The 25640-nt window shown below is 70.6% G+C and carries 23 protein-coding genes; 3 read left to right on the top strand and 20 right to left on the bottom strand.

Annotation, left to right across the window (positions count from 1 at the left end):
- Nucleotides 1-286: 286 nt before the first annotated feature.
- From D6718_11995 to D6718_11935, 13 genes are all read right to left on the bottom strand, one after another.
- Nucleotides 287-1696 carry a DUF349 domain-containing protein gene (locus tag D6718_11995; GenBank protein ID RMG43597.1) on the bottom strand — a complete coding sequence of 470 codons (1410 nt, stop codon included), beginning with the start codon at nucleotides 1694-1696 and terminating at the stop codon, nucleotides 287-289.
- Nucleotides 1697-1778: 82 nt separating this feature from the next.
- Nucleotides 1779-2393, bottom strand: a complete 615-nt coding sequence (locus tag D6718_11990; protein ID RMG43596.1) for a hypothetical protein — start codon at nucleotides 2391-2393, stop codon at nucleotides 1779-1781.
- Complete coding sequence (locus tag D6718_11985; protein ID RMG43595.1) at nucleotides 2390-2902, bottom strand: hypothetical protein; 513 nt, start codon at nucleotides 2900-2902, stop codon at nucleotides 2390-2392. Before D6718_11985 ends, D6718_11990 begins: the two co-directional genes overlap by 4 nt.
- Complete coding sequence (locus D6718_11980; protein ID RMG43601.1) at nucleotides 2851-4173, bottom strand: FliI/YscN family ATPase; 1323 nt, start codon at nucleotides 4171-4173, stop codon at nucleotides 2851-2853. The genes D6718_11985 and D6718_11980 overlap by 52 nt, the downstream gene beginning before the upstream one ends.
- Nucleotides 4174-4190: 17 nt before the next feature.
- On the bottom strand, nucleotides 4191-4763 hold the full coding sequence (locus D6718_11975) for a hypothetical protein (GenBank protein RMG43594.1): 573 nt from the start codon (nucleotides 4761-4763) through the stop codon (nucleotides 4191-4193).
- Complete coding sequence (gene fliG, locus D6718_11970; protein RMG43593.1) at nucleotides 4750-5778, bottom strand: flagellar motor switch protein FliG; 1029 nt, start codon at nucleotides 5776-5778, stop codon at nucleotides 4750-4752. Before fliG ends, D6718_11975 begins: the two co-directional genes overlap by 14 nt.
- Nucleotides 5778-7349: a flagellar M-ring protein FliF gene (fliF, locus tag D6718_11965; GenBank protein RMG43592.1), complete on the bottom strand. Its 1572-nt coding sequence runs from the start codon at nucleotides 7347-7349 to the stop codon at nucleotides 5778-5780. Before fliF ends, fliG begins: the two co-directional genes overlap by 1 nt.
- A 64-nt stretch (nucleotides 7350-7413) precedes the next feature.
- Nucleotides 7414-7716 carry a flagellar hook-basal body complex protein FliE gene (gene fliE / locus D6718_11960; protein RMG43591.1) on the bottom strand — a complete coding sequence of 101 codons (303 nt, stop codon included), beginning with the start codon at nucleotides 7714-7716 and terminating at the stop codon, nucleotides 7414-7416.
- Nucleotides 7717-7742: 26 nt separating this feature from the next.
- Entirely contained in the window at nucleotides 7743-8174 is a 432-nt protein-coding gene (gene flgC, locus D6718_11955; protein ID RMG43590.1) for a flagellar basal body rod protein FlgC, read from the bottom strand.
- Nucleotides 8174-8590 carry a flagellar basal body rod protein FlgB gene (gene flgB / locus D6718_11950; protein ID RMG43589.1) on the bottom strand — a complete coding sequence of 139 codons (417 nt, stop codon included), beginning with the start codon at nucleotides 8588-8590 and terminating at the stop codon, nucleotides 8174-8176. The genes flgC and flgB overlap by 1 nt, the downstream gene beginning before the upstream one ends.
- Nucleotides 8587-9939: a sigma-54-dependent Fis family transcriptional regulator gene (locus D6718_11945; GenBank protein RMG43588.1), complete on the bottom strand. Its 1353-nt coding sequence runs from the start codon at nucleotides 9937-9939 to the stop codon at nucleotides 8587-8589. The genes flgB and D6718_11945 overlap by 4 nt, the downstream gene beginning before the upstream one ends.
- The gene (locus D6718_11940) at nucleotides 9936-11075 is read right to left on the bottom strand and encodes a hypothetical protein (GenBank protein ID RMG43587.1); all 1140 of its coding nucleotides are present in this window, start codon (nucleotides 11073-11075) and stop codon (nucleotides 9936-9938) included. The genes D6718_11945 and D6718_11940 overlap by 4 nt, the downstream gene beginning before the upstream one ends.
- Complete coding sequence (locus D6718_11935) at nucleotides 11072-12847, bottom strand: hypothetical protein (protein ID RMG43586.1); 1776 nt, start codon at nucleotides 12845-12847, stop codon at nucleotides 11072-11074. Before D6718_11935 ends, D6718_11940 begins: the two co-directional genes overlap by 4 nt.
- A 301-nt stretch (nucleotides 12848-13148) precedes the next feature.
- Here D6718_11935 and D6718_11930 point away from each other — a divergent pair, with 301 nt between their 5' ends.
- From D6718_11930 to D6718_11920, 3 genes are all read left to right on the top strand, one after another.
- Nucleotides 13149-14576 carry a sigma-54-dependent Fis family transcriptional regulator gene (locus D6718_11930; protein RMG43585.1) on the top strand — a complete coding sequence of 476 codons (1428 nt, stop codon included), beginning with the start codon at nucleotides 13149-13151 and terminating at the stop codon, nucleotides 14574-14576.
- Nucleotides 14577-14658: 82 nt separating this feature from the next.
- Nucleotides 14659-15270, top strand: a complete 612-nt coding sequence (locus D6718_11925) for a peptidyl-prolyl cis-trans isomerase (protein ID RMG43584.1) — start codon at nucleotides 14659-14661, stop codon at nucleotides 15268-15270.
- Between the two features lie 2768 nt (nucleotides 15271-18038).
- Complete coding sequence (locus tag D6718_11920) at nucleotides 18039-19649, top strand: hypothetical protein (protein RMG43600.1); 1611 nt, start codon at nucleotides 18039-18041, stop codon at nucleotides 19647-19649.
- Nucleotides 19650-19671: 22 nt separating this feature from the next.
- Here the strand turns inward: D6718_11920 and D6718_11915 are convergent, their stop codons facing one another.
- From D6718_11915 to D6718_11885, 7 genes are all read right to left on the bottom strand, one after another.
- A complete protein-coding gene (locus tag D6718_11915) occupies nucleotides 19672-20070 on the bottom strand; it encodes a DUF302 domain-containing protein (protein ID RMG43583.1) in 399 nt (132 codons plus the stop codon).
- 157 nt (nucleotides 20071-20227) lie between these two features.
- Nucleotides 20228-20554 carry a hypothetical protein gene (locus D6718_11910; GenBank protein RMG43582.1) on the bottom strand — a complete coding sequence of 109 codons (327 nt, stop codon included), beginning with the start codon at nucleotides 20552-20554 and terminating at the stop codon, nucleotides 20228-20230.
- 10 nt (nucleotides 20555-20564) lie between these two features.
- Entirely contained in the window at nucleotides 20565-20969 is a 405-nt protein-coding gene (fliS, locus tag D6718_11905; protein ID RMG43581.1) for a flagellar export chaperone FliS, read from the bottom strand.
- 18 nt (nucleotides 20970-20987) lie between these two features.
- Nucleotides 20988-22901: a hypothetical protein gene (locus D6718_11900; GenBank protein RMG43580.1), complete on the bottom strand. Its 1914-nt coding sequence runs from the start codon at nucleotides 22899-22901 to the stop codon at nucleotides 20988-20990.
- Nucleotides 22902-22946: 45 nt separating this feature from the next.
- Complete coding sequence (locus D6718_11895) at nucleotides 22947-23336, bottom strand: flagellar protein FlaG (protein RMG43579.1); 390 nt, start codon at nucleotides 23334-23336, stop codon at nucleotides 22947-22949.
- 122 nt (nucleotides 23337-23458) lie between these two features.
- Nucleotides 23459-24328, bottom strand: coding sequence for a flagellin FliC (locus D6718_11890; GenBank protein ID RMG43578.1), 870 nt, complete (start codon nucleotides 24326-24328; stop codon nucleotides 23459-23461).
- 281 nt (nucleotides 24329-24609) lie between these two features.
- Complete coding sequence (locus D6718_11885; GenBank protein ID RMG43577.1) at nucleotides 24610-25446, bottom strand: flagellin FliC; 837 nt, start codon at nucleotides 25444-25446, stop codon at nucleotides 24610-24612.
- Between the last annotated feature and the right edge of the window lie 194 nt (nucleotides 25447-25640).

The raw sequence follows: 25640 nt of genomic DNA, 5'->3' as shown, positions 1-25640 counted from the left end.
GCTACCGGAAGGCGTACGAGCGGAAGCTGCGGGCCCGGCCGAAGGAGAAGCTCCCCGCGGCGTGAGCGGGAAGTCGGAAACTCCCGGAAGACGAAGCCTCGCCCCTCGGCCGAGCGCGATCGCGACGGTCGTCCTCTCTGCGGCGCCCTTTCGGTCCTTCGAGAACGTCAGAAAAAACGGGCCCGAACGCTCCCGCCCCGCCGCGGCGGTCCGGTCAGGAACCGTGCCAACGGAGGTCCGGCGCCGAAAACGCACCGCGAAGGAAGCACCTCAGAAGGGCTGGGGGTCAGTCGCGAGCGGAGCGCAGTTCACGCTCCAGACGCTCCAGCTCTTCCCGCTTCGCCGCGAGCTGCCGCTCCATCTCGGCGATCTTGGCCCGGAGGGCCTCGGCGGTGCCGTCTTCGCGCTCGCCGACGGCGCGGCGCCACCGGTCCAGGTGGCCCTGGTCTCTCACGATCGACTCGCGCAGCCTCTCGATGTTCTCGCGCGAACCCGGCGCCACCGGCGCCTGGCTGTCCTCGGTCCGGCGGCGCCTCGGCCGCTGGCGCCTGGCCTTTTCGAACACGCGGTTGCAGGCGGCCCGGAAGCGCTTCCACTGGGCTTCCGACTCCTTCCGCGGGACAGGACCGATCTCCTTCCAGCGCGCCTGCAGCTCCTTGACGCGCTCGCAGGCGGCATCCAGGTCGTCGGCGCCCTCCAGCGCCTCGGCCTGCTCGCACAGCTCGTCCTTGAGGCGCTTGTTTTCCTGTAGCTCCCGCCGGCGGCGCTCGCGATCCTCCTTCCGGCGCTCGAAGAACCTCTGCCGAGCGGCCCGGAACCGCTGCCACAGCCTCTCGTCTTCGCCGCGCCCGGCCCAGCCGGCCGCCTTCCAGGCCGCCATCAGCGCCGCGTGCTGGCCGGCGGCTGCGGCCCAATCGGTGGACTCCGCGAGAGCCTCGGCTTGCTCGCAGAGGTCGATCTTGGTGGCGCGGGCGCGTTCCTGCTGTTCCTTCCGCCGTGCGCGATCCTCGTCACGCCTCCGGAAGAACGTGTCGAGCGCGGCGCGGAACCGCTTCCACAGCTCCTGCTCCTGTTCGCGCGGGAGGGCCCCCAGCGACTTCCACTCGCTCTGCAGCGCTTTGAGCTTCTCCGTGGTCCCGCGCCAGTCGGTGGAGTCGGCCAGGCTCTCGGCCAGCGCACACAGCTCTTCCTTCCGCGCGCGCTGGGTCTTCTCGAACGCCCGCACTTCGTCCTGCAGGCGCTCCAGCCGGTCGAGGAGCGCATCGAAATCGCCCAGCGCGTCCGCGTGGGTGACCTCCTCGATGAGTTCCGAGACGCGGCGCAGATAGCGTGCCTTGTTCTTCGCCGAGCGGATCTCCGTCTCGAGGCGGTTCGCCCGTCTCTCGAGCTGAGCGAACCGCTCGGCGTAGAAGGCGAGCACGGCCTCCGGCGTCCGCCGGCCGATTTTCCCGATGACGCGCTCGCCGAGGCGGCGGCCCCCGCGGATGTGAACCGCGCCCTCCTCGTCGATGAACCCCCACGGGGTGGAAATCGGTGGGGTCGGTGCGGGCGGGACCGCGGACGGGGCCGAATCCGTCTCCGGCGTCCCGGTCCCCCGATCCGGCTCCGGACCGCCGCTGAGCCGCTCCTCCGGCCGGCCGATCGCGCCGGGCGGCTGCTCCTCCGGCCCTTCGGGCTGGGGATCGAGGTCGCTCATCGTCGCGCTCCGTCGGCCCGCCACCGGCGACGCGCCGGGCGGGGTCTCGTGCGGGGCAGCTTATCCGAAGGAGCCGCTGCCGTCACCTCAGGCGCTTGGGGTTGCGCTTCCAGATCTCGTAGGAGACCTGAGCGGCGACCTCGGGCTGGGCTGCCGCCAGCGCGTCGAGGGCCGCGGCCGCTTGGCGGGGCTTCAGCCCCAGCAGGAGATCGACGACGACCATCTGGTCGCGCCGGAACAGTTCGGCCAGGGCCTTGGCCGCATTGTCCGGTTCCATCCCCTCGTAGGCCTTGAGCAGGCGCTCGAACGAAGGGGCTCGGAGCTCCTCGAAAGCCTTCCGCTCCCTGGCCAGCGCCGCGCGGGCCTCCTTCACCGCCTCGAGCTCGGCGGCCAGCTCCTCCCGCAGGATCACGACCTGCCGCTCGCGTTCGGAGATGTCCGCCTCGCGCCGCTCGATCTCCGCCTTTTTCGCGCGAAGCTCCTCCACGAGCTCCCGGAACGTCCGCTCGCGCTCGAGAGCTTCCGCCTTCACCGGGTCGGCCAGCGGATCGAGCGCCTCCGGGACGGTCTGCTGGGCCCGGCTTTCCCTACCCGCCAGCGACACGACCGCGAGGATGGCGGCTGCGGCGACGGCGTTCACGAGGTTCGCCGCCGCGAGTCCGGCCAGGATCCTGCGGCGTCCGACGCGTCGAATCATCGCTCCCGCCTCCCGCCGCGGGCCGAGCCCCCGCGGCGCACCAGTGTGAGATCGTCGATCTCGGCCTGCTCGCGCTTGAGAAGCGCCAGGCGATGGGCCCGGTGCGCCTCCCGTTCCAGCCTCTCGAGGACCTGGACCCGGCGGCCGATACCGGCCAGCTCCGACCTCGCCGACTCGAGCCTCTGCCGGACCGAACGCTGCTCCCTCGCGAGAATCTCCGCCCGGGCGCGCGCCGCTTCGATCACCTGCGCGGTCTGCCGGAACTCGTCCCCTCCGATGCCTCCCGGCGCGCGCGCGAGGACGTCCGCGGCGGCGCCCCGGCCCGCCTCCCTGAGGCGCCGGATCTGCTCTTCGAGCTCGATCTCCCGGCGGATCTCCTCCGCCAGCCGGCGGCGCAACTCCTCCCGCCGAAGGCGAGCCAGACGCAACGGAGCGGCCAGGCGGAATCGGAAGCGGCTCACGGCGTCGGCTCCGCGATGGCTTCCAGACGCTGCCGGGTTTCCTCCCACGGGCTCGGCTCGGAGAGGTCCTGGCGCAGGAAGGCCTCGATCTCGCGGTGCGCGGAGACCGCCGCATCCAGCTCGGGATCCGCGCCCGGTTTGTAGGCGCCGATCGCCACCAGATCGCGGTTTTCGCGGTGGACGGCGAGCAGGCGGCGAACGCGCTCCGCGGCCCGCCGGTGGCGATCGTCGATCACCTGGAGCATGACCCTCGAGGTGCTCGCGAGCACGTCGATCGCGGGATAGTGGGCGCGCTCCGCGAGTTCCCTGGAGAGAACGATGTGTCCGTCCAGAATCGCGCGCGACGCGTCGGCGACCGGATCGGTCAGATCGTCCCCTTCGACGAAGACGGTGTAGATGCCGGTGACCGATCCGCCTCCCGACATGCGCCCGGCGCGCTCGAGCAGCCGCGGCAGGAAGGCGAACACGGATGGGGGATATCCCTTCGACGACGGCGGTTCACCGGTGGCCAGGCCGATCTCGCGGAGGGCCATGGCGACGCGCGTCACCGAGTCCATCAGAAGCGTCACGTTCCGCCCGTGGGCGCGAAACTCTTCGGCCACGGTGGTCGCGGCGAGCGCGCAGCGCACCCGCCGCAGGGGCGACTCGTCGGAGGTGGCCACGAACGTGACCGAGCGATCCCGGCCGCCGCCCGCGAGCTCCCTCTCCACGAACTCCCGGACCTCCCGGTTCCGCTCCCCCACCAGGGCGATCACGATCACGTCGTCCCGGGCGTGACGCGCCAGCGCACCGAGGAGGCGGCTCTTCCCCACTCCGGAGCCGGCGAAGATGCCGATCCGCTGCCCCCGGCCGATGGTGACCAGCCCATCGATGGCGCGCACCCCGGTGACGAGCGGTTCGTCGATCAGCGGGCGCGCGAGCGCGGGGATCGGATCGCGGTGGATCACCGCCCGCTCGGTGACGGGCGGCGGCGGCCCTCCGTCGATCGGGCGGCCGTCCGCATCAAGCACGCGCCCGAGAAGCGCGTCGCCCACCGGCACCCGGGGGTGGCTTCCCGTGGCGACGACGCGGTCGCCGCGCCGGAGTCCCCGAACGGGGTCGACGGGCATGGTGTAGATCGTGTTTCCCTCGAAACCCACGACCTCGGCCAGGGAGAGAAGCTCGCCGCCGGCGCTCTCGAGACGGCACTCCTCTCCCACCGCCACCCGCGGACCCCGGGATTCCACCGCGAGACCCACGGCCCGAACGACCCGGCCGGCGTGCGCCACCGGATCCACCTCACCGACGCGACGCCGCAGCCGCCGAACCAGCTCCGTCACGGTGCCCCGATCCCCCGTCACCGGTCCTCCATCAACGCGGCCCAGAAGGCGCGGAATCCCGTCTCGATCCGGGCGTCGACCTCTTCCTCCTCCGTTTCGACGATCACCCCGCCGCGCCCCACCGAGGGGTCGGCCACGAATTCCACCGCGGACGGGCTCCCCGACGCCGCCCCGTCCGCCACCGCCATGTCGTCGGGGTGCAGCCGAACGCGTCGCACCCCGCCGGGAAGCGGGCGGTCCAGCAGTTCGCGAACGACACGTTCCGCGACGGGATCCCCCTCCTCGATCCGCGCCCGGACGATTCTCCCCGCGATCTCCAGAGCGAGGCGCGGCACCTCGCGGCGCAGCTCTTCGCTCAGGTCTCGCGCGAGCGCCTCGAGCTTCGCCACGCTCTCGGACAGCCGGGCGCGGAGTCGTTCCCGTTCCGCCTCCAGCTCGCGTGCCGCCGCCTCCCGCGCCTCGCGGGCCAGCTCCTCGCGGAGGCGCTCCAGCTCGGCCGCATCGTCGCGCGCCGGCGCCTCGCCGGCGTCGGCGCGGGGCGGTCTGTACGGCCGAACCTCCGCGTTGTCGATCACCCTACCCGGCGACAACGGCCTGCTCCTCGAGGGAGATCGTCCCCTCCTTCTCCAGCTTCAGGACGAGGTCGATGATCGTCCTCTGGGCCTTCTCGATGTCCGCGAGCTTCGGCGCACCGAGGAATTCCATCTCCTCCTTGAGCATCTGGCCGGCTCGCTCCGACATGTTTCGGAAGAAGATCGCGTGCAGCTCGGGATCCGCCCCTTTCAGGGCCAGAGCGAGGGTGCTCCGATCCACCTGTTTGAGCACCTCCTGCGCATCGCGGTCTCCGAGGCCCCGCAGCATGTCGAAGGTGAACAGGATGTCGCGGAGCTGGGTCGCCAGCTCGGGGAAACCCTCGCTGAGGGCCTCGACGATCTCCTGGCCGTTGGCGCGGCCGAGATTGGTCAGCCGATCCGCTGCCGTCTGAATGCCGTCGAGGGGCACGAGCGGCTCGTCGCAGAGCTCGTCGAGACGCTGGGACAGGACCTCGCCGACCCGAGCCACCACCTCGCTCCGAACCTCGTTCATCGACGCCATGCGGCGCGTGACCTCGATGCGCTGCTCGCGATTCATCATCGCCAGAAGGCGCGCGGCCTTCCGCGGAGGGAGCAGCGCCAGAACCAGAGCGACGGTCTGCGGCGGCTCGTCGGCGAGGAGCATCGCCAGGCGCCTCACCGGAGCGCGGACCACCACCTCGGGCAGCTCGGGGGGAGGTGGAGGAGGCCCGTCCTCGTCGTCGACGCGCCGGCGGGGCGCGATCTCCCCCATGATCCGATCGGCGTCGTCCGGGCACGCCTTCGCGAGCAACCGGCGCGCCAGCGGCGGTCCCGCCAGCTCGAGCCCCCGCGACTGCTCGAGCATCTGACGAAACTCCTCGAGGACGCTTTCATATCGGGTGGCGTCGATCATCTCGATGCCCGCGATCTCCATCGTCACGCGGCGGACTTCCTTCTTGTCGAGGTGCTCCAGCACCTTGGCGGCCGCTTCCTCCCCGATCAGCGACAACACGATCGCGGCCTTCGTGGCGCCCGACAGTTCTTCCGGCATCAGTCTTGCCCCTTCGACTCGTGCAACCACACCCTCAGCGTCTGCGCCATGCCCTCGGGCTCCTCGAGCGCCGCCTTGTGGAAGCTCTGGCGGAGAATCTCGACCCGGGACGGCGGACCGATCTGGAGCGGCGCCTCGAGCGACGCCGAACCCTCAGCGGGGGCCGGCGCAGCGGCCCGCGCCGCCTCGCGAAGCGCCTCTCGCACCGTGGCCACCATCGGGCGGTAGAAGAGCAGGAAAACGAGCAGAAGCGCCACGACCAGGGCCGGGTACTTCACCAACGGCAGCCATTTCCGCGGCGCGAACCGCCGGGAGGGCTCCACCTTCGGCTTCGGCACGAACGGCGCCTGCTCCACGGTCACCTGGTCTCCGCGCTCCTCGTCGAAGCTGATCGCTGCCTTCACGAGCTCCTCGATCCGGGCCAGCTCCTCTTCGCTTCTCGGCTCGGTCGTCGCGCCGTCCCCGTCGGACGACGGTTTCTCGTTCACGAGCACAGCCACGGAAAGGCGGCGGATTCTCCCCTGCGGCTCCTCGACCGTCTTCTCGACGACCGAGTACTCGAAGTTGCTCGTCTGGTCGACGGAATCGCTCTGTTCGCTTTCCCCGGCGGCGGCTCCGCCGGCGCCCCCCGGAAGGTTCGACCCGGTCCCCGGTACGCCTCGCGCCCCCGCGGCGCCGCGGCGGGTCTTCTCCTTGCGTTTCTGCTCGGAGACCAGGACGCCGCTGTCCGGATCGTACTGCCGCTCGTGCCGCTTGATCCGCTGGAAGTCGAGGATGGCGGTGGTCCGGACGACGAAGCCGTCCGGCCCCAGAATCGGCTCGAGAACCCGGGCGACCTTCGCGTTGATATCGCGCTCGACCGCGCTCTGCATCTCGATCTGCCGTGCGGCCACGAGACCTCCGCCATCGCCGCCTCCGTCCCACAGAACGCGGCCCGAGGTGTCCACCACCGCCACGTTCTCCGGCGACAGCTCGGGCACCGCTCCCGCGACGATGTGCGCGATCGCCTGGACCTGTTGGGCCGAGGGAGCGGTTCCCCCGGCCAGCGCCAGCGTCACCGAAGCCTTGGCGATGTCCTTGTCGTCGATGAAAACGCGGTCTCCCGGCAGGACGAGGTGCACGCGGGCCGAGCGGACCTCGTCCAGCGCCTCGATCGTCTGCGCCAGCTCGTCCTCGAGGGCTTTCTGGTAGCGGATCCGCTGCATCTCGTTGGACTGGGCCAGCGTTTCCTGCTCGAACATGCTCATGAAGCCGAACCGGCCGCTGGTCGGAAGGTTCTGCGCGGCGAGCTCGATGCGCAGCCGGTCGACTCTCTCGGCAGGCACCTCGATCGTTTGGCCGCCCTCGCTCAGCCGCAGGGGAACCTTGCGCGCCTGGAGCGTCTGGACGATCTGCTGCGCCTCTTTCGGATCGAGGCCGGTGTAGAGAATCGACCACGTCGGCTGCTTCGCCCACCAGACGAGAGCGATCACGGCCGCGGCCGTCATGAGGGCCGACGCGCCGAGGCTGATGCGCTGCTTGAGCGAGAGCGACAGCCATGCGGCCTTGAGCTGGCGGATCATCTCCTGCATCGCGCCTCTCCTCGACCGGGTCGCGCGCGCGGGCGTGAAGCGCCGCGCAGCCGCTCAGCCGGCGTCACACCTGCATTCGCATGATCTCGCGGTAGGCATCCAGGAGCTTGTTGCGCACCTGCATGAGAGTCCGCAGCGACAGGTCGGCTCGCTCCATCTCGAGGAGGACGTTGTGGAGATCGCTGCCGTCGCCGGCGATGTGCCCGACAGCCGCCGCGTCCGCGCGGCCGAGCTCGGTCTCCACTTCGCGGAGCGCCTCCTCCATCGCCTCGCCGAAGCTCGGGCCGTCCGGCCGGTTCCCGGAACGGCCGGCCTCAGGGCCCCGCGGTTTCTCGATCTCGATCCGTCCGATCTGGCCCACATTCATGCCGACTCACCCCGCGGCGGCGACACTCACCGCACCATGCCGAGCGCGCTCTCGTGCATCCGCCCGGCGGCCTTGATCACGTTCACGTTGGCCTCGTAGGAACGCAGCGCCGAGAGAAGATCCACCATCTCCTCGGCAGGATCGACGTTGGGATACGCGACGTAACCATTGGCGTCCGCATCCGGATGCCCGGGCTCGTACCTCAAGAGAGGCGGCCGCGGGTCCTTCGTGACGCCGGTGATGCGCACGCCGCGCACAGCGCGGTCGAGGGCTCCGGCGAACCCGCCGGGGCCGTCGACGGGGGCCGCTTCCACCACCGGGAGCCGGCGGACGTACGGCCCCCCCTCGGCGGTCCGCGTCGTGTTGGCGTTGGCCAGGTTCGAGGCCACGATCTCCATCCGGGCTCGCTGCATCTCCAGGCCGCTGGCGGCCACACGCATTGCGCGAAGCAGGCTCATCAGCCGATCCTCCCTTCGGAGATCACCGATCGGAGCTGGCGCAGCTTGATGCGGAGGAGCGCCGTCGCCGCGTCGTAGCGAAGGCGGACCTGCGCGAGCGCCAGCATCTCGCGGTCCAGGTTCACGTTGTTGCCGTCGATCCGCTCCATCAACCCCTCAACCTCGCGGGGACGCTCGGAAGGAGAGGAAGCCGGGGCGAGGTGCCCCGGCCGCGTGCGGGCCGGCTCGACGCCGCCGCCGGCCTCCTCCACCGCACGCTGGAGCGCGCGGTCGAAATCGATGTCGACCGTGTGGTAACCGGGCGTGTCGATGTTGGCGATGTTGGCCGCGGTGAGCTGCTGGCGGCGCGACATCACGTCGAGCGCCCGCTCCATCCGTCTCAGAAACGGATCGAACGATGGCAGGCCCCAGGTCATGGTGCACCTCCCCGGCAGGCGGCGGCGAAAGCCGCGTCGCGCTCCCGGAACGCCTTGAGCTTGTTGCGGAGTGTCCGGACCGAGATGCCGAGCATCTCGGACGCCCTGGTCCGGTTCCCTCCCGCTGCGTCGAGAGTCCTTTCGATCAACCGCCGCTCGGCCTCGGCGATCGTCATCCCCGGTGCGATCCGGTCGCCGTCCTGCGGCTGGTCCCAGGAGTCGAGGAACAGATCCTCCGGCCCGATCCGGCCGTCCTGGTCGAGGATCACCGCCCGCTCGATCACGTTCCTGAGCTCGCGCACGTTACCGGGCCACGGATGCCGGACGAGCCGGTTCATCGCCGCGCGGTCGATGGCCGGCGCCCGCCGTCCCAGCTTCGCCGCCACCTGTTCCGCGATGTGCCGCGCGAGCGCTGGAATGTCGCCGCGGCGTTCCCGCAGAGGCGGGACCGCGAGCGGCAGCACCCGCAGCCGGAAGTACAGGTCCTTGCGGAAGCGGCCTTCCGCGACGGCGGCGACGAGGTCCTGGTGGGTGGCAGCGATGATCCGCAGGTCCACGGGCTCGGCCGCCCCGGCCCCCAGCGGAACGATGACCTTCTCCTCCAGGGCGCGCAGGAGCTTGGCCTGGATCGCCAGCGGGCAGTCGCCGATCTCGTCCAGGAGCAGGGTTCCGCCCGCCGCCCGCTTGAGGTGCCCGTCGCGATCCCGGTCGGCGCCCGTGTAGGCGCCGCGCCGGACACCGAACAGCTCCGCCTCGAGGAGTTCCGCCGGCAGGGCGGCGCAGTTGACCGCCACGAACGGACCGGCAGCGCGCGGGCTGCGGCGGTGGATGTAGCGGGCGACGACCTCCTTGCCGGTTCCGCTTTCCCCGGTGATCAGCACCGTGGCATCCGTCTTCGCGGCACGCTCCGCCTGATCCAGCAGCTCGCGGAACGCCGGATCGTCGCCGACGAGGCGCTCCTCGTCGGCCTCCCCTCCGCCGCGACCGCCGAGGGCGCGCTCGAGCGCCGACAGGAGCGCCTCCGGAGAGAACGGCTTGAGAAGGTAGTCGGCGGCCCCCCGCCGGATGGCCGAGACCGCGTCCTCGACCGTCCCGAACGCCGTCACCACGATCACGCGGAGCCTGGGACGCAGGGCAAGGGCCTGGGTGAGCAGACGCCGGCCATCGAGTCCCGGCATCCGGACGTCGGTCACCATGGCATCCCACGGGCGGGCGCGCAGCGCCTCGAGCGCGGCGGCTCCGTTCTCGCAGCGTGCCGTTTCGTAACCGGCCCGCCGGATCGCCCGCGCCATCGCCAGGCGCATACCCGCGTCGTCGTCCACCACGAGGACGGAAGCTTTCGGTTTCACCGTTCCGACTCCTCCGGAGCGCCGCAGCCTTTCGGACCGCGCGCAGGGAGATGCAGGCGGAACAGGGCACCGCCGGCCGGCGCTTCCCCCACGGTCACCCGGCCTCCGTGGGCCATCGCGACGCGCTCCACCAGCGCCAGGCCGAGGCCGGTGCCCTGATCCCGCGTCGTGTAGAAGGGCTCGAAGATGCGCTCCCTGAGAGCCTCGGGGACCCCCGGCCCCTCGTCGCCGACCTCGAAGACGAGGAGGTCTTCCTCGATGCGGACCCCGAGCGTGATCTCGCCTCCGGGCGGCGACGCCTCGAGCGCGTTCCCGAGAAGGTTGAGCAGCGCCTGCTGGACCGCTTCGGGGTCGATCACCGCGGCGAGCGACTCGCGCGGGAAGCGGAGCGCGAGGCGCAGACCTCGGCTCCGGGCGAGCGGCTCGAAGAACGCTCCCGCCTCCCGCGCCACGGCCACCGCGTCGACGGGCCGGGGCCGCACGCGGGTCCCCCGAGCCGTCGCCAGCAGCCGCGTCACGGTCGCGGAGAGCTGGCGCACACCGACCTGGATCTGCACCGCAAGTTCCCGGTTGTCGGGATCGTCCTCGAGTTCCTCTGCCAGGATCGAGGCGAGCAGCTCGAGGCTGCCGAGCGGATTGCGGACCTCGTGTGCCACCTCGGCGGCCATGCGTCCGAGGAGTTCCAGGCGGCTCTTCCGGCGCGCTTCGCACTCCAGCTCGACGAGGCGCGACACGTCGTGGACGACGATGAGTTCTCCCGTCCGGCCGTCCTCCAGCGGCACGGCGCGGCGCCTCACGAGCCATGTGGGCCCGCCGGCACCCGAGGGCCGGACCGTTCCCTCCTCGGCGCCTGCGATGGAGCGGTGGCAGGTTTCCGCGGTCCCCACGCGGCTCACGGCTCCCATCTCTCGTGCCGCCCGGTTGGCCGCGACGATCCTCCCCTCGGCCCTGAGAACGATCCCAGCGTCGATCCCCTCGAGAACCTGGTCCAGCAGCCGGCTCAGCCGGGATTTCGCCTCGGCGAGCCGGCGCAGCCGCCCCGTCGCGCCCGCCAGCTTGTCGGCGAGTTCGATCACCTGCGCCTGCAGTGAGGCGGGTCCGGGCATCGGAGCGGTTCGCGCGGCGGCCCTCGTCATGACCGGCTCTCTCCCGGCGCCGCCTCCTCGATCCTCTCGAGGAGGTTCTCGGCGGCGAAGCGGATCGGCTCTCCCGGCGAACGCGCCAGCAGCGTTCGGACCCGCCGCGCGGCCTCGCCCGCGCGCCCCTCCCGGAAGGCGCACGCCGCCCCCCGCAGGTCGAGCCACGAGCGCTCCGCGGGCAGAAGGTGCTCCGGCCGGCCGGCGGCCTTCCGATACAGAGCGCACGCCTCGTCCCACCGCCCGCCGAGGGCGAGCAGATCGGCCCTCTCGACGAGGAGGGCGGGCGGCGCGCCTTCCGGCGGCTCCACCGCCGCCTCCAGGAGGGGCCGGGCCTCGGCCAGGCGTCCTGCTCTCATCGCCGCACGCGCGGCGAGGGCGGCGGCGCGGGCGGGCGGCTGCGGCCCGAGCTCCGCGCTCCGAACGAGCACCTCGTCCCAACGTCCCTTCCGCGCGAGCGCGGCGATAGCCTCGGCAGGCCCGACACCGGGCGCCTTCGGCGGGGCACACCGGGCGAGCCCGGCGCGGGCGCGACCGGCCGCAGGCCCCCCTCCGGCGGCCAGCCGCGAGTAGAGGCGTCCCGCGGCCTCCTCCTCGCCGATGCTCTCGAGCAGTTCCGCGGCGCCGAGGGCGATCGCGGGCGGCGTTTGCTCGGTCAGGTCCAGCTCCTCGAGCAGCCGCTCGAAGAAGTAGGCCTTCGCCGGATCGCGCGACAGCTTGGAGGCCATCGCCTCGAGGAGGCGCGGGAAGTGGGCCTCGGCGAGCTTGCGGCGGAAGCGGTCGCCGCGGCGCAGGTCGGAAGCCAGCATCAACAAAGCCGTTTCGCTGCCGTGCTCCCGGATCGTCAGATCGATCAAGTGCCGCAAGGCCGTGGCGGCGAGCCGAGGATTCGTGGCGCCGTCGAGCCCGCGGCGGTACGCGTCACGCGCCTTTTCGAGGTCCCCGGCCCTCTCGAACGCTTCGCCGCGCAGCAGCCAGGCTCTCGCGGCGAGCTCGGCGTCGGCGCTGCTCTCCGCGACCTCTTCGGCGAGGGTCGCGGCCAGCGCGTGGCGCCCGTGACGAGCGAATGCCTCGGCGGCGCGCATCAGCGCCTCGTAGCGGTGAGGATCGGCCGGAAAGAGGTTGGCGAAGCGGAGCATTCCGGCCGCCGCGACCAGGGGATCGTCGAGCGCGGCGGAAGCCTCGGCCGCGAGCCAGGCGAGACCGGGATCGTACGAGGCCCTCCCGGGAGCGAGCGCGGCCAGGCGCGCGAGCGTTCTCTTGACCTCGGCCGGCCGCCCCAACCGCGCATAGGTGCGGGCCAGACGGGACAGCACGGGGATGGGATCGGCGAGACCGTCCTCGAGAAGCGATTCGTCGGCCCGGGCGGCCTTGGCGGTCAGACCCGCCCTCAGGTACAGCGCCGGCAGCGCCCGGCGCGCCCGGATTCCGGCCGGGTGGCCGGGGTGCCGGCGCGCGAGCTGCTCGAAATCGGCGATCGCTCCCTCCACATCGCCGCCGCGCCGCCGGATCTCCCCCCGCCGCCACAGCAGCAGGGGATCGTCCGGGTGCGTCTCGAGGAGCTTCGCCACCAGCCACGCCGCTTCCGCGGTGCCCCCTTGGCCCGACGCATCGAGCGAAGCCAGCAGGCGCCGCGCCGTGCGGTCCCAGTCCTCCCGGGTCTTCTGCCGCTCGAGCTCTTGCCGGAGGCCGTCGGGATCGCCGGCCGCCGGTCCCGCCATCGCCGCCGGGACGGCGCACAATGCGATCACGATCGAAAGACACGCGCGCACAGGCGACACCTCCGGCGGCGTTGCGCGGCGCACCCGCCGCGTGGTGACGCCAGCAAGGGGCGTGCCGAACTGCGGCACGGGGAGGCATTTCCCCGTAAGATATTGGCAAGGTGCTGCTTAGGGGGCCGGGCTGCGCGCCGCCGGGCGGCGCGCAGCGCCGGCGGAACGTCGGTCGGGCGGAAGAGATCGCCGGTCGATGGTCGATCTCTTGACACTCCCGGCCTCCGGCCTATGTATTCTCCGCGTACGCCGCCACCGGCGTTCGCCCCGAGCGAGCACCGAATCCGGGTGACGAACCGCGATGAAGACGACCCACCAGACCAACGCGCCGAACCGTGAACGATGCCACGTCATCGTCGTCGAGGACGACGAGGGGCTGCTCCGCACGATCAGCGAGTATCTCCGCAAGATCGGCCATGAGGTCAGGACCGCGACCTCGGCCGCCGCCGCGTGGGAGCTCCTGCTCCAGGAGCCGGCGGACGTGCTCATCACCGATCTCAAACTGCCGGACCCGAAGACGGACGGGCTCGACCTCCTCCGGCGCGCCCGGGAACTCTACCCCGGGCTGATCGTCCTCGTGATGACCGGATTCGCCTCCGTGCGGTCGGCGGTCGATGCCATGCGATGCGGCGCCTCCGACTACCTGCCCAAGCCCTTCGCGATGAGCCAGCTGGAGATCGCCCTGAACCGCGCTCTCGAAACGCGCCGACTGCGCGAGGAGAACGAACGGTTGCGCTCCCAACTGATGGAACGCGAGAGTTTCGACAAGATCATCGGCAAGAGCCGGCCGATGCAGCGGCTCTTCCAGCTTCTCGAGAAGGTGAGCCAGGTGGACAGCACCGTGCTGATCACCGGCGAGTCAGGGGTCGGGAAGGAGCTGATCGTCCAGGCCCTCCACTACGGGCACCCGTTGCGCCGGCGGCACCGGCTCGTGGCCGTGCATTGCGGCGCTATCCCCGAGAACCTGATCGAGTCCGAGCTGTTCGGCCACGCTCGCGGCTCGTTCACCGGGGCCGACCGGGACAAGCCGGGCCGGTTCGAACTGGCGCAGGGTGGCACCCTTTTCCTCGACGAGATCGGGACGATGAAGCCCGATCTCCAGGTGAAGCTGCTCCGCGTGCTGCAGAGCCGGCAGATCCACCGGGTGGGGGGAACGCGCCCGATCCCCGTCGACGTGCGGGTCATCGCCGCCTCCAACGAAGACCTGAAGGCCAAGGTGGACCGGGGGGAGTTCCGCGAGGATCTCTACTACCGCTTGAACGTCATCCCGCTGTACGTCCCGCCGCTTCGCGAGCGCCGGTCCGATATCCCGCTTCTCGCCGCCCATTTCGCCGCCAAGTACGCCCACCGCAACAACCTCCCCAAGAAGGAGATCTCCCAGGAGGCGATGCGGATCTTGATGCGCCACGACTGGCCGGGGAACGTCCGCGAGCTGGAGAACGCCATCGAGTTCGCCACGGTGATGTCGGGAGGCCGCTCGACGATCGAGCCCGGCGACCTGCCGTTCGAGATCCAGCGGGAATCTTCCGGCTTCTCCCTGCCGCTGCAGGTGACGGAGGAGGGCCTCGACTTCAAGAGCGTCGTCTCGGAGCTGGAACGGAACCTGATCCTCCAGTCGCTCGAGATCGCGGGGGGCAACAAGGCCCGGGCCGCCGCGCTGTTGGACCTCAAGCGGACCACGTTCGTCGAGAAGCTGAAGCGGATCCAGCGCGGCCAGCCGACAGCGTGACGCGGCACCCGGCCCGTTGGAGCGCGGGGGCCGGACCTCTATAATCCTCCGGGCACTGCAGTCTCCCCGGAGGGTACGATCGATGACCCCTGTGCGCACGCTTTTCGTCGGCGTCACCTCGCTCCTGCTGTCCGCTCCCCTCGCCTTCGGCGCTGGGGCCGCGGAGCCCGAAGCGGGCAAGGTCTATGTGAAGATGGCCACCACCATGGGGGACATCTACCTCGAGCTGGACAGGGAGAAAGCTCCCATCACGGTGGAGAACTTCCTTCGGTACGCCCGCGAGGGCTTCTACGACGGGACGATCTTCCACCGGGTGATCGACAACTTCATGATCCAGGGGGGCGGCCTCGACAAGAACATGAAGAAGAAGCCGACCCATGAGCCGATCAAGAACGAGTGGCGCAACGGATTGAAGAACCGGCGCGGCACGATCGCCATGGCACGGCTCGGGCGGCAGCCGGATTCGGCCACGTCACAGTTCTTCATCAATGTCCGCGACAACGAGGCCCTGGACATCCCGCGCGACGGGGCCGGGTACGCCGTGTTCGGGCGCGTGGTGTCGGGAATGGATGTCGTGGACAAGATCAAGTCGGTGCCCACGACGTCGCGAGCGGGGCGCCAGGACGTTCCCGTCGAGCCGATCGTGATCCTCTCGGTGCGCGAGATTCCGCGCGACCAGGTGCCCGGGAACTGACGCCGTGCGGATCCGCCGGCGAGGCGCGGCTCCGGCGGGCGTTCGCGGGCTCCCGCCTCCGGCTGCGGCCCGTTCGGACCCGTGCGCCCCGATTGCGGTCCGCGCTCCCGCCCCGCTCTCCCACGCACGGGCGCGACAGCGGGCCGCCCCCTGACAGGATCTGTTGCCATGTCCCGTGCCCTTCACGCCCTTCCCGCCGGTCTCCTCCTGGCCCTCGCCCTTCCCGCCGGAGCCGCGATGAAGCTCCAACCGGAGCTTCTTTCCGGTATGAAGGCGCGCGCCATAGGGCCGGCCGGAATGAGCGGCCGCGTGGCCGCGATCGAAGGGATCGCCGCCGATCCCGAAGTTCTTTACGTCGGCGCCGCAACGGGCGGCGTCTTCCGGTCGGAGAACGGCGGAGTCACTTTCGAGTCCGTTTGGGACGACCAGCCGGTGGCCGCCATCGGAGCGGTGGCCGTCTTCCAGTCCAATCCGGACATCGTCTGGGTGGGGACCGGCGAGGGGAATCCCCGGAACAGCGCCAGTGTGGGCAATGGCGTCTACCGCTCGCTCGACGGGGGACGGACCTGGCGCCACGTCGGCCTCGACGGGACGGAACGGATCCATCGCATCGTCTTGCATCCGGAGAATCCCGACATCGCCTATGTGGCCGCTCTGGGCCGGGCCTGGGGGGAGAACGAGGAGCGCGGCGTGTTCCGCACCCTCAACGGAGGCCGGACGTGGGAGAAGGTCCTTTACATCGACGCCCGGACGGGCGCCGCCGACCTCGCCATGGACCCCCGGAATCCGCTTCACCTCATTGCCGCGATGTGGGACTACCGGCGATGGCCTTGGTTCTTCCGTTCGGGCGGGCCGGGCTCGGGGCTGTTCGCCACCTACGACGGCGGGGAGACCTGGGTGGAGATCACGCCCCGCGACGGGCTGCCCCGGGGCGACCTCGGTCGCATCGGCATCGCGTTCGCGGCGTCGAACCCGGACATCGTGTACGCCTTCGTCGAAGCGGCCGAGCGCAACGTCTTTCTCAGATCCGAGGACGGGGGACGGACGTGGCAGGACACGGGGGCCAAGAAACGTTTCGGCAACCGGCCGTTCTACTATGCCGACATCCGTGTCGATCCCAAGGATCCGAACCGCGTCTACAGCCTGTGGTCGGCGCTGAGCGCATCGGACGACGGGGGGCGCACCTGGCGCGTGATCGCGGACTTCAGCGCCGTGCACCCCGACCACCACGCCCTCTGGATCGACCCCGGCGACCCCCGTCACCTCGTCGCCGGGAACGACGGGGGCGTCTACGTCAGCCGGGACCGCGGCGCCACGTGGCGGTTCGTCTCCAACCTGCCGCTGGCCCAGTTCTACCACATCCGCGTCGACATGGATCTGCCCTACCACATCTACGGGGGCATGCAGGACAACGGCTCGTGGCGGGGACCGAGCAGCGTCTGGGAGAACGGCGGCATCAGGAACCACCACTGGGAAGAGGTCGGCTTCGGGGACGGCTTCGACACGATTCCGGACCCGGAAGACTCCCTCACCGGGTACGCGATGAGCCAGGAGGGCTACCTCTTCCGCTGGAACCTGAGGACGGGGGAACGGCGGATGATCCGTCCCGCCGGACCTCCCGGCGTGGAGCTGCGGTTCAACTGGAACGCCGCACTGGCCATCGACCCTTTCGATCCCGCGACCATCTACTTCGGGAGCCAGTTCGTTCACCGTAGCCGCGACAGGGGGATGAGCTGGGAGATCATCAGCCCTGACCTGACGACCGACAACCCCGAGTGGCAACACCAGGACGAGAGCGGAGGGTTGACCCGAGATGTCACGGGCGCGGAGAACTACACCACCATCGTGGCCATCGCTCCGAGCCCAGTGCGGCGCGGCCTCATCTGGGCTGGCACCGACGACGGGCGCCTTCACGTCACCAGCGACGGAGGGGAGAGCTGGACGAGCGTCGAGCGGAATCTCGATGGTGTTCCGGAGAACACCTGGGTCGCCCACATCGAGCCGAGCCATCACGATGCCGAGACGGCCTACGTCGTCTTCGACGATCACCGGCGCTCCAACTGGGAAACCTACGTCCTCCGCACGCGGGACCTGGGGCGCCACTGGAAACGGCTTCCCGTCGAGGGTGTTTCCGGATACGCGCTGGCGATCGCGGAGGACCCGGTCGATCCCGACCTCCTCTTCCTTGGCACGGAGTTCGGCCTGTTCGTCACGGTGGACGGCGGAGATCACTGGTTCCGCTGGAAGCACGGTTTTCCGACGGTTCCGGTCCGCGACCTCGTGGTCCATCCCCGCGACGGCGATCTCGTCGTCGGGACTCACGGGCGGGGAGCCTACGTCATCGATGACCTGACGCCGCTGCGGGAGATCTCCCCCGAGATCCTGGAAAAGAGGATCCACCTGTTCCGGCCGCCGCCGGCACAGCAGTACGTCGTCAAGCAGACGGGGGCCTCGCGCTTCCCCGGGAACGGGGAGTTCCGCGGGGAGAACCGGCCCTATGGCGCGCTGATCAGCTTCTGGTTGGGCGATCCCGAGCTTCCGCACCCCGACGAAAAGCGCCGGCGCGACGAGGAGCGCCGGCGCCGCATGGAGCGGCGGTTAGCCGGGGCCGCGCCGTCCCGTGAGGCGGAGAGCCCGACCGGGACGGGTGAACCGGGAACGGAGGAGGAGAAAGAAACCCCCAAGGCGACCATCCGCGTGTACGACAGCGAGGGCGCCCTGATCCGGGCTTTCCGCCGCGAGGTCGTCCGCGGTCTCAACCGGGTCGTCTGGGATCTCCGGCGGGATCCCTTCCGGGAGCCTCCCCGGGAGCCGAGCCCGTGGCGGGAGGCGCGGGGCCCCGAGGTGCCCCCGGGGCGCTACGAGGTGAAGGTGGCGTACGGGGACGCCGAGGCCTCGACCGAGGTCGACGTGCTGCCCGACCCGCGTCTCGGCGTCACGGCCGCCGAGCGCCGCGAGAACTGGGAAGCCCAGATGGAGGCGGGCCGTCTCCAGGAGCGTGCCGTCGCTGCCATCGAGTCGCTCCTCGGCGTGCGCGAGGACGTCGAGGCCGTGCTGGGAAAGGCACGGCGGAAGTGGGATGTGGAGCGGCGCCGGGCCCGGGGCGAGACGCTCCCTGCCGCCTACCGCGAGCTCGAGGAGGCCGCCCGCAAGCTCCGCCGGCGCCTCGACGAGGTCGAGCGGCTCCTGTGGCAGCCGCCGGACCTCAAGGGGATCCACGCGGAAAAGGACGCTCTGTCGCGGATCGAAACCGCCCAGTGGATGCTCTCGTCGACGTGGTCACGCCCGACCCCCGCGGCGCTCGGCTATCTGGAACGCGCGCGCCGCACCCTCGAGGAGTCCCTGGCGGCGCACCGGCGCCTGATGGAGGGCGAGGTCGCCGCTTTCCGCGCGCTCGCGCAGGAGCATGGCCTGCTCACGCTCCTTCCCGCCGGGGGGACGGCCCCTGGCGGCGTGGATGCGGACCGGTGAGGCGGATCGCCGTCTCGGCGCTGGCGGTCGCCCTGGCGATCCTCCCCGCGCCGTCTCGCTCCCCCGGTCGCGGGAGCGCTCGGCCGCTGTTGTGGCGGATCGACGGGGCGGTTCCGTCGTTCGTCTTCGGAACGATCCACGTTCCGGACGAACGCGTCCTCGATCTGGCGCCCGCCGTCGAGGCGGCGCTCGCGGCAGCCGACGTGGTCGTCACCGAGATCGCGCTCGACGAGGCGAGCCGGCAGAGGATCGCCTCCCGCCTGCTCCTTCCGGAGGGGAAGACGCTCGCGGACGTGCTCCCGCACGCGCTCTACGAACGGGCCGCCGGCGCCCTTCGCGAGAGGGGGCTGTCGATGGCACCCTTCTCGCGGCTCACCCCCTGGGCCTTCGCCGCCCGGCTGGAGCTGGTGGACTACATCGCGCGGGGAATCCCCGCCAGACCTCTGGATCTCGTCCTCGCGGAGAGGGCGCGGCGGGAGGGGAAGCGGACGGACGGTTTGGAGACACCGGAGGAACAGCTGGAGATCTTCGAATCGCTGCGGCCGGAGGAGCAGTGGCGGCTGGTGGAGGCGGCGCTGGACCGGCTCGGTCCGGAGGCGGGCTCCGGCGGCACCGAACGCCTGATCGAGCTGTACCTCGCCGGAGACACGGAGGGGCTCCTGGCGGAGGTCCGCCGGGGGCTGCCGCGGGACGGAGCCCTGGCGGCCAGGCTGGAGCGGCGCCTGATCGACGAACGGAACGAGCGGATGGCCCGGCGCATCGCGAAGAGAATCGCGGCGGAGCCCCGCACGTCCTTCTTCTTCGCCGTCGGGGCCGGCCATCTCGCGGGGCCCCGCGGTATCCCGCAGCTGCTCCGCCGCGAGGGCCTCGCCATCGCGCGCGCCACCGCGGCCGCCGCCGCGCCGTAGCGACGACGCCCGCGCCGACCGGTCAGAGTCGCTCGAGGACCCGCTGCAGCCGCGCGGCGACTTCCTCCGCGATCGGCTGGAGTTCCGGGCGGCCGATCACGCCGAACATCGTGATCGGATTGATCGCCTGCACGACCGTCCGGCCGCTGTCGTCCTGGAAGACGGTGACGTTGCAAGGCAGCAGCACGCCGATCGGCGGCTCCTTCTCCAGGGCCTGATGGGCGAGCTGGGGATTGCACGCGCCGAGGATGAGATACGGCGGCCGGTCGATGTCGAGTTTCTCCTTCATCGCCTTCTGCACGTCGATCTCGGTCAGGACACCGAATCCCTCTTCGGCGAGCAGCTCCCGCACTTTCCCTGCAGCCGCCGCCACATCCATGCCTTCGACCTGCCTCGTGTAGGCGTAGTCTCTTTCCAGCATCGGACGAGCCTCCTCAGCGGGCAGGAACGACACCGATCGATCCGCTCCCGCCCCGCCGGACCATTATGGCGGGCGGGCAGCCGGGCGCCACCGCGCGGCGGAAAAAAGGCCGGCGCCCCAGGGGCGCCGGCCCGGAGCATGCTCCTCCCTTCCCCCTTCAGCTGCGAGCGTAGTTCTCCACCGCCCGCCGGAGGCGATGCGACCGGGACAGCGCTTTCGAGAGTTCGTCTCGGAGGCTCAGCAGGAGCGCGAGGTTCCGGCGCACCTGCCCGGCGAGCCGGTCGACCCGTTCCTTCAAATCGCCGTCCTCGACCGGGCCGGCCGGCAGAAGCGCGTTCAACTCCTCGATCGCCCGCCGCCGTTCCTCGACGATGCCCTCCAGCTCGGCAATCCGCCCGCTCGCGACGAGATCCCGTTCCGCCGCCATCAGCCGCTCCAGTCGGCCGGCGACCTCCGCAGCGCGGGCGGCTTCGTTCTGCGTCATCGAACCGCCCTCAACGCACGCCGGCGGCGAGCGTCTTCTCGCGCGCCTCCGCCCACGCGTCGCGCAGCGGCTGCAGAAGATCCGCCACCTCCCGCAGCCCCGCGGGATCGGACCCGAGATGGGCCTCCACGATGCGACGGCGGGCGTACGTGTACAGCCGGTCCAGGTTGGCGGCCACCTCGCCGCCCCGGTCGAGATCGAGCACGGCCTGCAGCTCGCCGACGATGTCGGTGGCGCGGCGAATCGGTTCGGCCGCCTCCCGGTACCGGCTCTCCTCCAGCAGCTCGCTGCCGCGCCGGAGGAAACCGAGCATCCCGTCGTACAGCTTCACCACGAGGCCCAGCGGGTCGTCGTCCCGCACCGTGTTCGCCTGGTAAGCCGCCCTGGCCCGCTCTGCGCTCAGCGCATAGCTCATTCGCGTGCCGCTCCTTCCTCAGGCCCTCTGCTGCAGGGAGGCCTGCATTTGTTGCAACTGCGCGATCGCCTGCTCCGCGGCCGAGAACTGGCGCACGAGCAGTTCCTCGCGCCGCACCAGCCGGGCGTTGATCGCGTCGATCCGCTCCTGGATCGTGTCGATCGAGTCCTGAAGCCCCTCCGTCAGCGCGTGGATCGTTCCCTCGAAGGGGTCCGTGATGTCGTCGATGGCGTTGATGAAGCGGTCCGCGACGCCCAGGCTGTAGCCGACGGTCCCGAAGTCGCCGCCCTTCGCCGCCACCGAGTCCGCCGTCGCGTAGACGCGGATCCTGATCCCGTCCACGTCGGTGCCGTCCGGGCCGACGAGCACCTGGCCGGTGCCCACGCCCGTCTCGCCGCCGATGGTGCCGGCGACATCCACGCCGACGCTGTTCTGCGGCGTGGTCCCGATCTCCGTGCTCTTCCCGTCGCCCTTCGCCTGGCGGTCGCTCACGACCGTCAGGTCGTACTGGGAGCCGTAGTCGTTGGCCTGGATGACCAGCACGCCGTTGTCGTCCAGCGCCGTCGCCTCAATTCCCGCGGCGTCGAGGGCGGCGTTGATCTTGTCGACGATCACGGAAATCGTGTCGTTCTTCGCCAGGGCGACGTCCGTGGAGGTCCCGTTCAGCGTGATCGTCAGGGTCTCGTTCTTGGAAATGCCCTGCGAGCGGATGGCGGTCCCGCCGCGGACCTCGGCCTTCTCCGCGGCCTGCGTGATGTGCACGGCGTAGGTTCCGGGTACGGCGTTCGAACCGGCGCTGAGGAAGACCACCGAGCCGTCGGTCGCGGTCCCGGTGGACTGAATGACGGCACGGACCTCGTCGAACCGTCCCTGCTCGACGATGTCGTCGAAGGTCGACTCCTTGAACTCGAGGCGGCCGGTCCCGTCGGCGACCAGAATTCCCAGCTCGGAGAGCGAGTCGAGTTTTCCATCCGGGATCCCGGTCACCGAACCGGTGAGGAGCTGCTGCAGCTGCCGCTGGATGCCGCGGATCAAGGCGTCACCGGCGACGGCGGAGGCCGACTCCAGCTCCGCGGACCCGAAGTTCTTGTCGAAGTAGTCGTTGACCTCGTTGTACGCCTCCACGAAATCCCGGAGCGCCTGCTTGGCTCCCTCGACGTCGTCGGCCACGGTGAGCGTGACCGGGGAGGTCGTCTCGGCGGTCAGTTCGAGCGTGACGCCCTGGATCGCGCCGGTGACGGTGTTGGAGGAGGAGGTCACCGTGATCCCGTCGATGATGAGCTCGGCGTCCTGAGCCGGCTGGAGCTCGTTCCCGGCGTCGTCGAGATTGAGGTTCGTGGTGTCGGTGATCGTCAACGCATTCTCGGTGCCGGTTTCCTCGGCGCGGACGATGAGGATGTCGCTGCTGCCGTCATTGACGATCGACGCGATGACACCGGCGTCGGCGTTGTTGATCTCGTCGGCGATAGCGCGCAAGGAGTTGTTGCCGTTCGCGGCGCTGACGTCGATCGTGATCGTGTCGTTCGATCCCGACTGGATCGTGATCGTGCCGTCGGAAACGAGAGGCGAGTACCTGTCGGCGAACCCGTCCGAGCGGACACGGTGAGCCTGGGCGATCCGGGTCACCTCGATCTGGTAGGTTCCCGCCAGCGCTCCGGGCCGGGCGCTCGCCGTGAGCGCGGTCTCGTCGTCCAGGGACGCCGTCTTGCCACCGACCCCCGTGTCCGAGCTGAGCTCCTCGAGCTTGCTCTTGAAGGTTTCGAGCAGGCCCGAGAGTTCCTCCGCCGAGCTCTTCGCGCGGTTGAAAGTGTCGATGCGCTTCTGGAGCGTCTTGATCGGGGCCCGCTCCGCCTCGAGCAGCGCGTCGATGATCGAGCGGAAGTCGAGGCCCGAGACCAGCCCCTGACCGAAGGCGATGCTTCCGAGCGGCATGCGGTGTCCTCCAGCCCCCTCCGGCCCGGGACCGCCGCCGGCCGCTCAGGCGGTCTCGTCCAGGACCAGGCCGAGGTATTCCTCGAGCCGGCGCGCCAGCTCGAGTTGTTCCTCGGGGGGGACCGTCCGGATGACCTTATCGGTCTCCGCGTCGAGGATCTTGACCACCACGACGTTCCCGTCCCGGATCTCGTAGTCCAGGCGGAGCTGCCTGAGGCTGCCCCGGGCCTGGATCTCCGCCAGCTGCCGCTTGAGGTCCTCGAGGAACTGCGGGGCGTCCGCCGGCACCGGCGGCCGGTCGCCTGCCGTCTCCGCGGCTCGCGGGGGCGGTGCTGCCGGAGGTTCGGGGCGCACCGCCGGCGGCGACGGACCGGATCCGGGGACCGGCGTACCGGCCGCGATCCTTCCCTCGAACGTGAGGCTGTCCGCCGTCATCGCTGCTCCCTCCGCCGGCGCCTCGCCGGGGCTGCGGGCCGCCCCGGGGCCGCCGCCGGCTTAAGGGCCCGGAAGGGAGCGTGAGGCGGGCCGCGCCAGCAGGCCGGCCCGCCTCCACCCCGTCAGCCGAGCAGCGCCAGGACGCTCTGGGCGCTCGCGTTGGCCTGAGCCAGCGCCGCGAGGCCGGTCTGGTTGAGCACCTGGAACTTGGTCAGGTTGACCACTTCCGCCGCGATGTTGGCATCCCGGATCTGGCTCTCGGCCGCCTGCAGGTTCTCCGCCTGGGTCGTGATCACGCTGATCGTCGCCTCGAGACGGTTCTGGGCGGCGCCGAGGGTGCCGCGGTCGGACGAGATCGTGTCGACGGCCGACTGGAGGTTCACCAGCTCGAGCCGCGCGTCGGAGGCGGTCAGCAGCGAGTCGGAGGTCAGGCCGAGGGTGCTCGCGCTGATCCCGCTGATCGTCACCGTCAGGCGGTCGTTGGCGCTGGAACCGGTGCCGATCTGGATGTCGATCGAGGTTCCCGAGCCGTCGATGAGCTTCAGGCCGTTGAACTCGACGGTAGCGGCGATCCGGTCGATCTCGGACAGGATCTGGTTGTACTCGTCGTTCAAGGCCGCCTTGGAAGTGGAGCTGTCCTGCCCGGAGGTCTCGGAGGCTGCCTGCTGGGCGAGGGTCACCGCCCGCTGGACCAGGTTGCCGATCTCCTGGAGGGCGGCGTCGGCGACGTTGATCACGCCGATGCCATCGTTCGCGTTGCGCACGCCCTGGTTCAACGCCGCGACGTCGGCGCGCAGAGTCTCGGCGATCGCGAGGCCTGCCGCGTCATCCTTCGCGCCGTTGATGCGCAGGCCGGAAGAGAGGCGGTCCAGCGTCTGGCTGAGGCCGCGCTGCGTCCGGGTGAGATGGTTCTGCGCGACGAGCGACTGAATGTTGTGGACGACCGAGAAAGTGGCCATGCTGTCGTTCCTCCCTGAAGCGTGCCGCGGCATCCGTGCCGCGAGGTGGCGGGGCGCCCCCGCCGGCGTTCGGTTGTTCGTCGGTGGTCGGATCGCTGGAGAGCCGGCCACCCTTCCCCAGGCGCTGCGGCCCGTGCCGGACGGCACGGAGCGCCGCCGCCTATCCGAAGGGACGTTTCGGCAGGCGGGCGGCCCGCTTTAGCTCCCGGGAGGAGCCGGATCGCGGGATCGGGACGCCGTCCCCCCGGGGCGGGGGCCCCGGGGGAACGGCCTCTGGAGGTCCTCGGTAGGCCGCGGACCGCGGCGAACGGGCGCTACCGGAGAAGCGCCAGGACGCTCTGGGCGCTCGAGTTCGCCTGGGCCAGTGCCGCGAGACCCGTCTGCGTCAACACCTGGAACTTCGCCATGTTGACGACCTCGGCCGCGACGTTCGCGTCCCGGATCTGGCTCTCGGCCGCGGACAGGTTCTCGGCCTGCACGGTGATCACCGAGATCGTGTGCTCGAGCCGGTTGAAGGCGGCACCGAGATCCCCGCGATCGGAGGAGACCGTGTCGATCGCCGACTGGATCTCCACCAGCTCCAGGCGGGCGTCCGACTTCGTCAGGAGGGCGTCGGAAGTCAGCCCGAGGCCGGCCGCGGTGATCGCGGAGGTCACGATCGTGAGGCGGTCGTCGGTGCTGGAGCCGACGCCGATCTGGACGTCGATCGTCGTGCCCGAGCCGCTGAGCAGCTTGAGCCCGTTGAACTCCACCGTCGCGGCGATCCGGTCGATCTCCGAAAGGATCTGGTTGTATTCGTCGTTGATCGCCGACTTCGACGAGCTGGAATCGGCTCCCGACGTGTCCGAGGAGGCCTGCTCCGCCAGCGTCATCGCCCGCTGGAGCAGGTTCGAGATCTCCTCCAGCGCCGAGTCGGCGACATTGATGATGCTGATCCCGTCGTTGGCGTTCCGGATGGCCTGATTGAGGCCCTGGATGTCGGCGCGCAGGTTCTCCGCGATCGCAAGGCCGGCGGCATCGTCCTTCGCGCCGTTGATGCGCAGCCCGGACGACATGCGGCTCAGCGTCGTCTGCAGCCCCCGCTCCGTCTTGATGAGGCTGTTCTGGGCGTTGAGTGCCCCGATATTGGTCACGACCGAGAAGGCAGCCATACCGAAACCTCCGTTCCGGCAGGGCCGAGCACCGGGCGTCCTGGGGATGCCGGCGCTGCCCGCCGGGTTTCGCCGACCTTCTCGGCCGCCCGGGGCCGGTCTTTAGGACTTCCGGTCGGATTTCTTGCCCTCCGGTTCGAGCATGTCCATCTTTCATCGTGTGAAGACCTGAAACGGTCCCGGGAGCCGGGAAC

Source organism: Acidobacteriota bacterium (assembly GCA_003696075.1).
Classification (GTDB): Bacteria; Acidobacteriota; Polarisedimenticolia; order J045; family J045; genus J045.
Note: the sequence above shows the minus strand (reverse complement) of the source record. Positions and strands in the feature narration are given on the sequence as shown.

Excerpts from the sequence above, each read along its gene's own strand:
- D6718_11995 (RMG43597.1), bottom strand. The coding sequence starts at position 1,696 with ATGAGCGACCTCGATCCCCAGCCCGAAGGGCCGGAGGAGCAGCCGCCC.
- fliS (RMG43581.1), bottom strand. The coding sequence starts at position 20,969 with ATGAGCTATGCGCTGAGCGCAGAGCGGGCCAGGGCGGCTTACCAGGCG.
- flgC (RMG43590.1), bottom strand. The coding sequence starts at position 8,174 with ATGAGCCTGCTTCGCGCAATGCGTGTGGCCGCCAGCGGCCTGGAGATG.
- D6718_11930 (RMG43585.1), top strand. The coding sequence starts at position 13,149 with ATGAAGACGACCCACCAGACCAACGCGCCGAACCGTGAACGATGCCAC.
- D6718_11910 (RMG43582.1), bottom strand. The coding sequence starts at position 20,554 with ATGACGCAGAACGAAGCCGCCCGCGCTGCGGAGGTCGCCGGCCGACTG.
- D6718_11895 (RMG43579.1), bottom strand. The coding sequence starts at position 23,336 with ATGACGGCGGACAGCCTCACGTTCGAGGGAAGGATCGCGGCCGGTACG.
- D6718_11890 (RMG43578.1), bottom strand. The coding sequence starts at position 24,328 with ATGCCGCGGCACGCTTCAGGGAGGAACGACAGCATGGCCACTTTCTCG.
- D6718_11940 (RMG43587.1), bottom strand. The coding sequence starts at position 11,075 with ATGACGAGGGCCGCCGCGCGAACCGCTCCGATGCCCGGACCCGCCTCA.
- fliG (RMG43593.1), bottom strand. The coding sequence starts at position 5,778 with ATGCCGGAAGAACTGTCGGGCGCCACGAAGGCCGCGATCGTGTTGTCG.
- fliF (RMG43592.1), bottom strand. The coding sequence starts at position 7,349 with ATGCAGGAGATGATCCGCCAGCTCAAGGCCGCATGGCTGTCGCTCTCG.
- D6718_11885 (RMG43577.1), bottom strand. The coding sequence starts at position 25,446 with ATGGCTGCCTTCTCGGTCGTGACCAATATCGGGGCACTCAACGCCCAG.
- D6718_11915 (RMG43583.1), bottom strand. The coding sequence starts at position 20,070 with ATGCTGGAAAGAGACTACGCCTACACGAGGCAGGTCGAAGGCATGGAT.
- flgB (RMG43589.1), bottom strand. The coding sequence starts at position 8,590 with ATGACCTGGGGCCTGCCATCGTTCGATCCGTTTCTGAGACGGATGGAG.
- D6718_11900 (RMG43580.1), bottom strand. The coding sequence starts at position 22,901 with ATGCCGCTCGGAAGCATCGCCTTCGGTCAGGGGCTGGTCTCGGGCCTC.
- D6718_11925 (RMG43584.1), top strand. The coding sequence starts at position 14,659 with ATGACCCCTGTGCGCACGCTTTTCGTCGGCGTCACCTCGCTCCTGCTG.
- D6718_11990 (RMG43596.1), bottom strand. The coding sequence starts at position 2,393 with ATGATTCGACGCGTCGGACGCCGCAGGATCCTGGCCGGACTCGCGGCG.
- fliE (RMG43591.1), bottom strand. The coding sequence starts at position 7,716 with ATGAATGTGGGCCAGATCGGACGGATCGAGATCGAGAAACCGCGGGGC.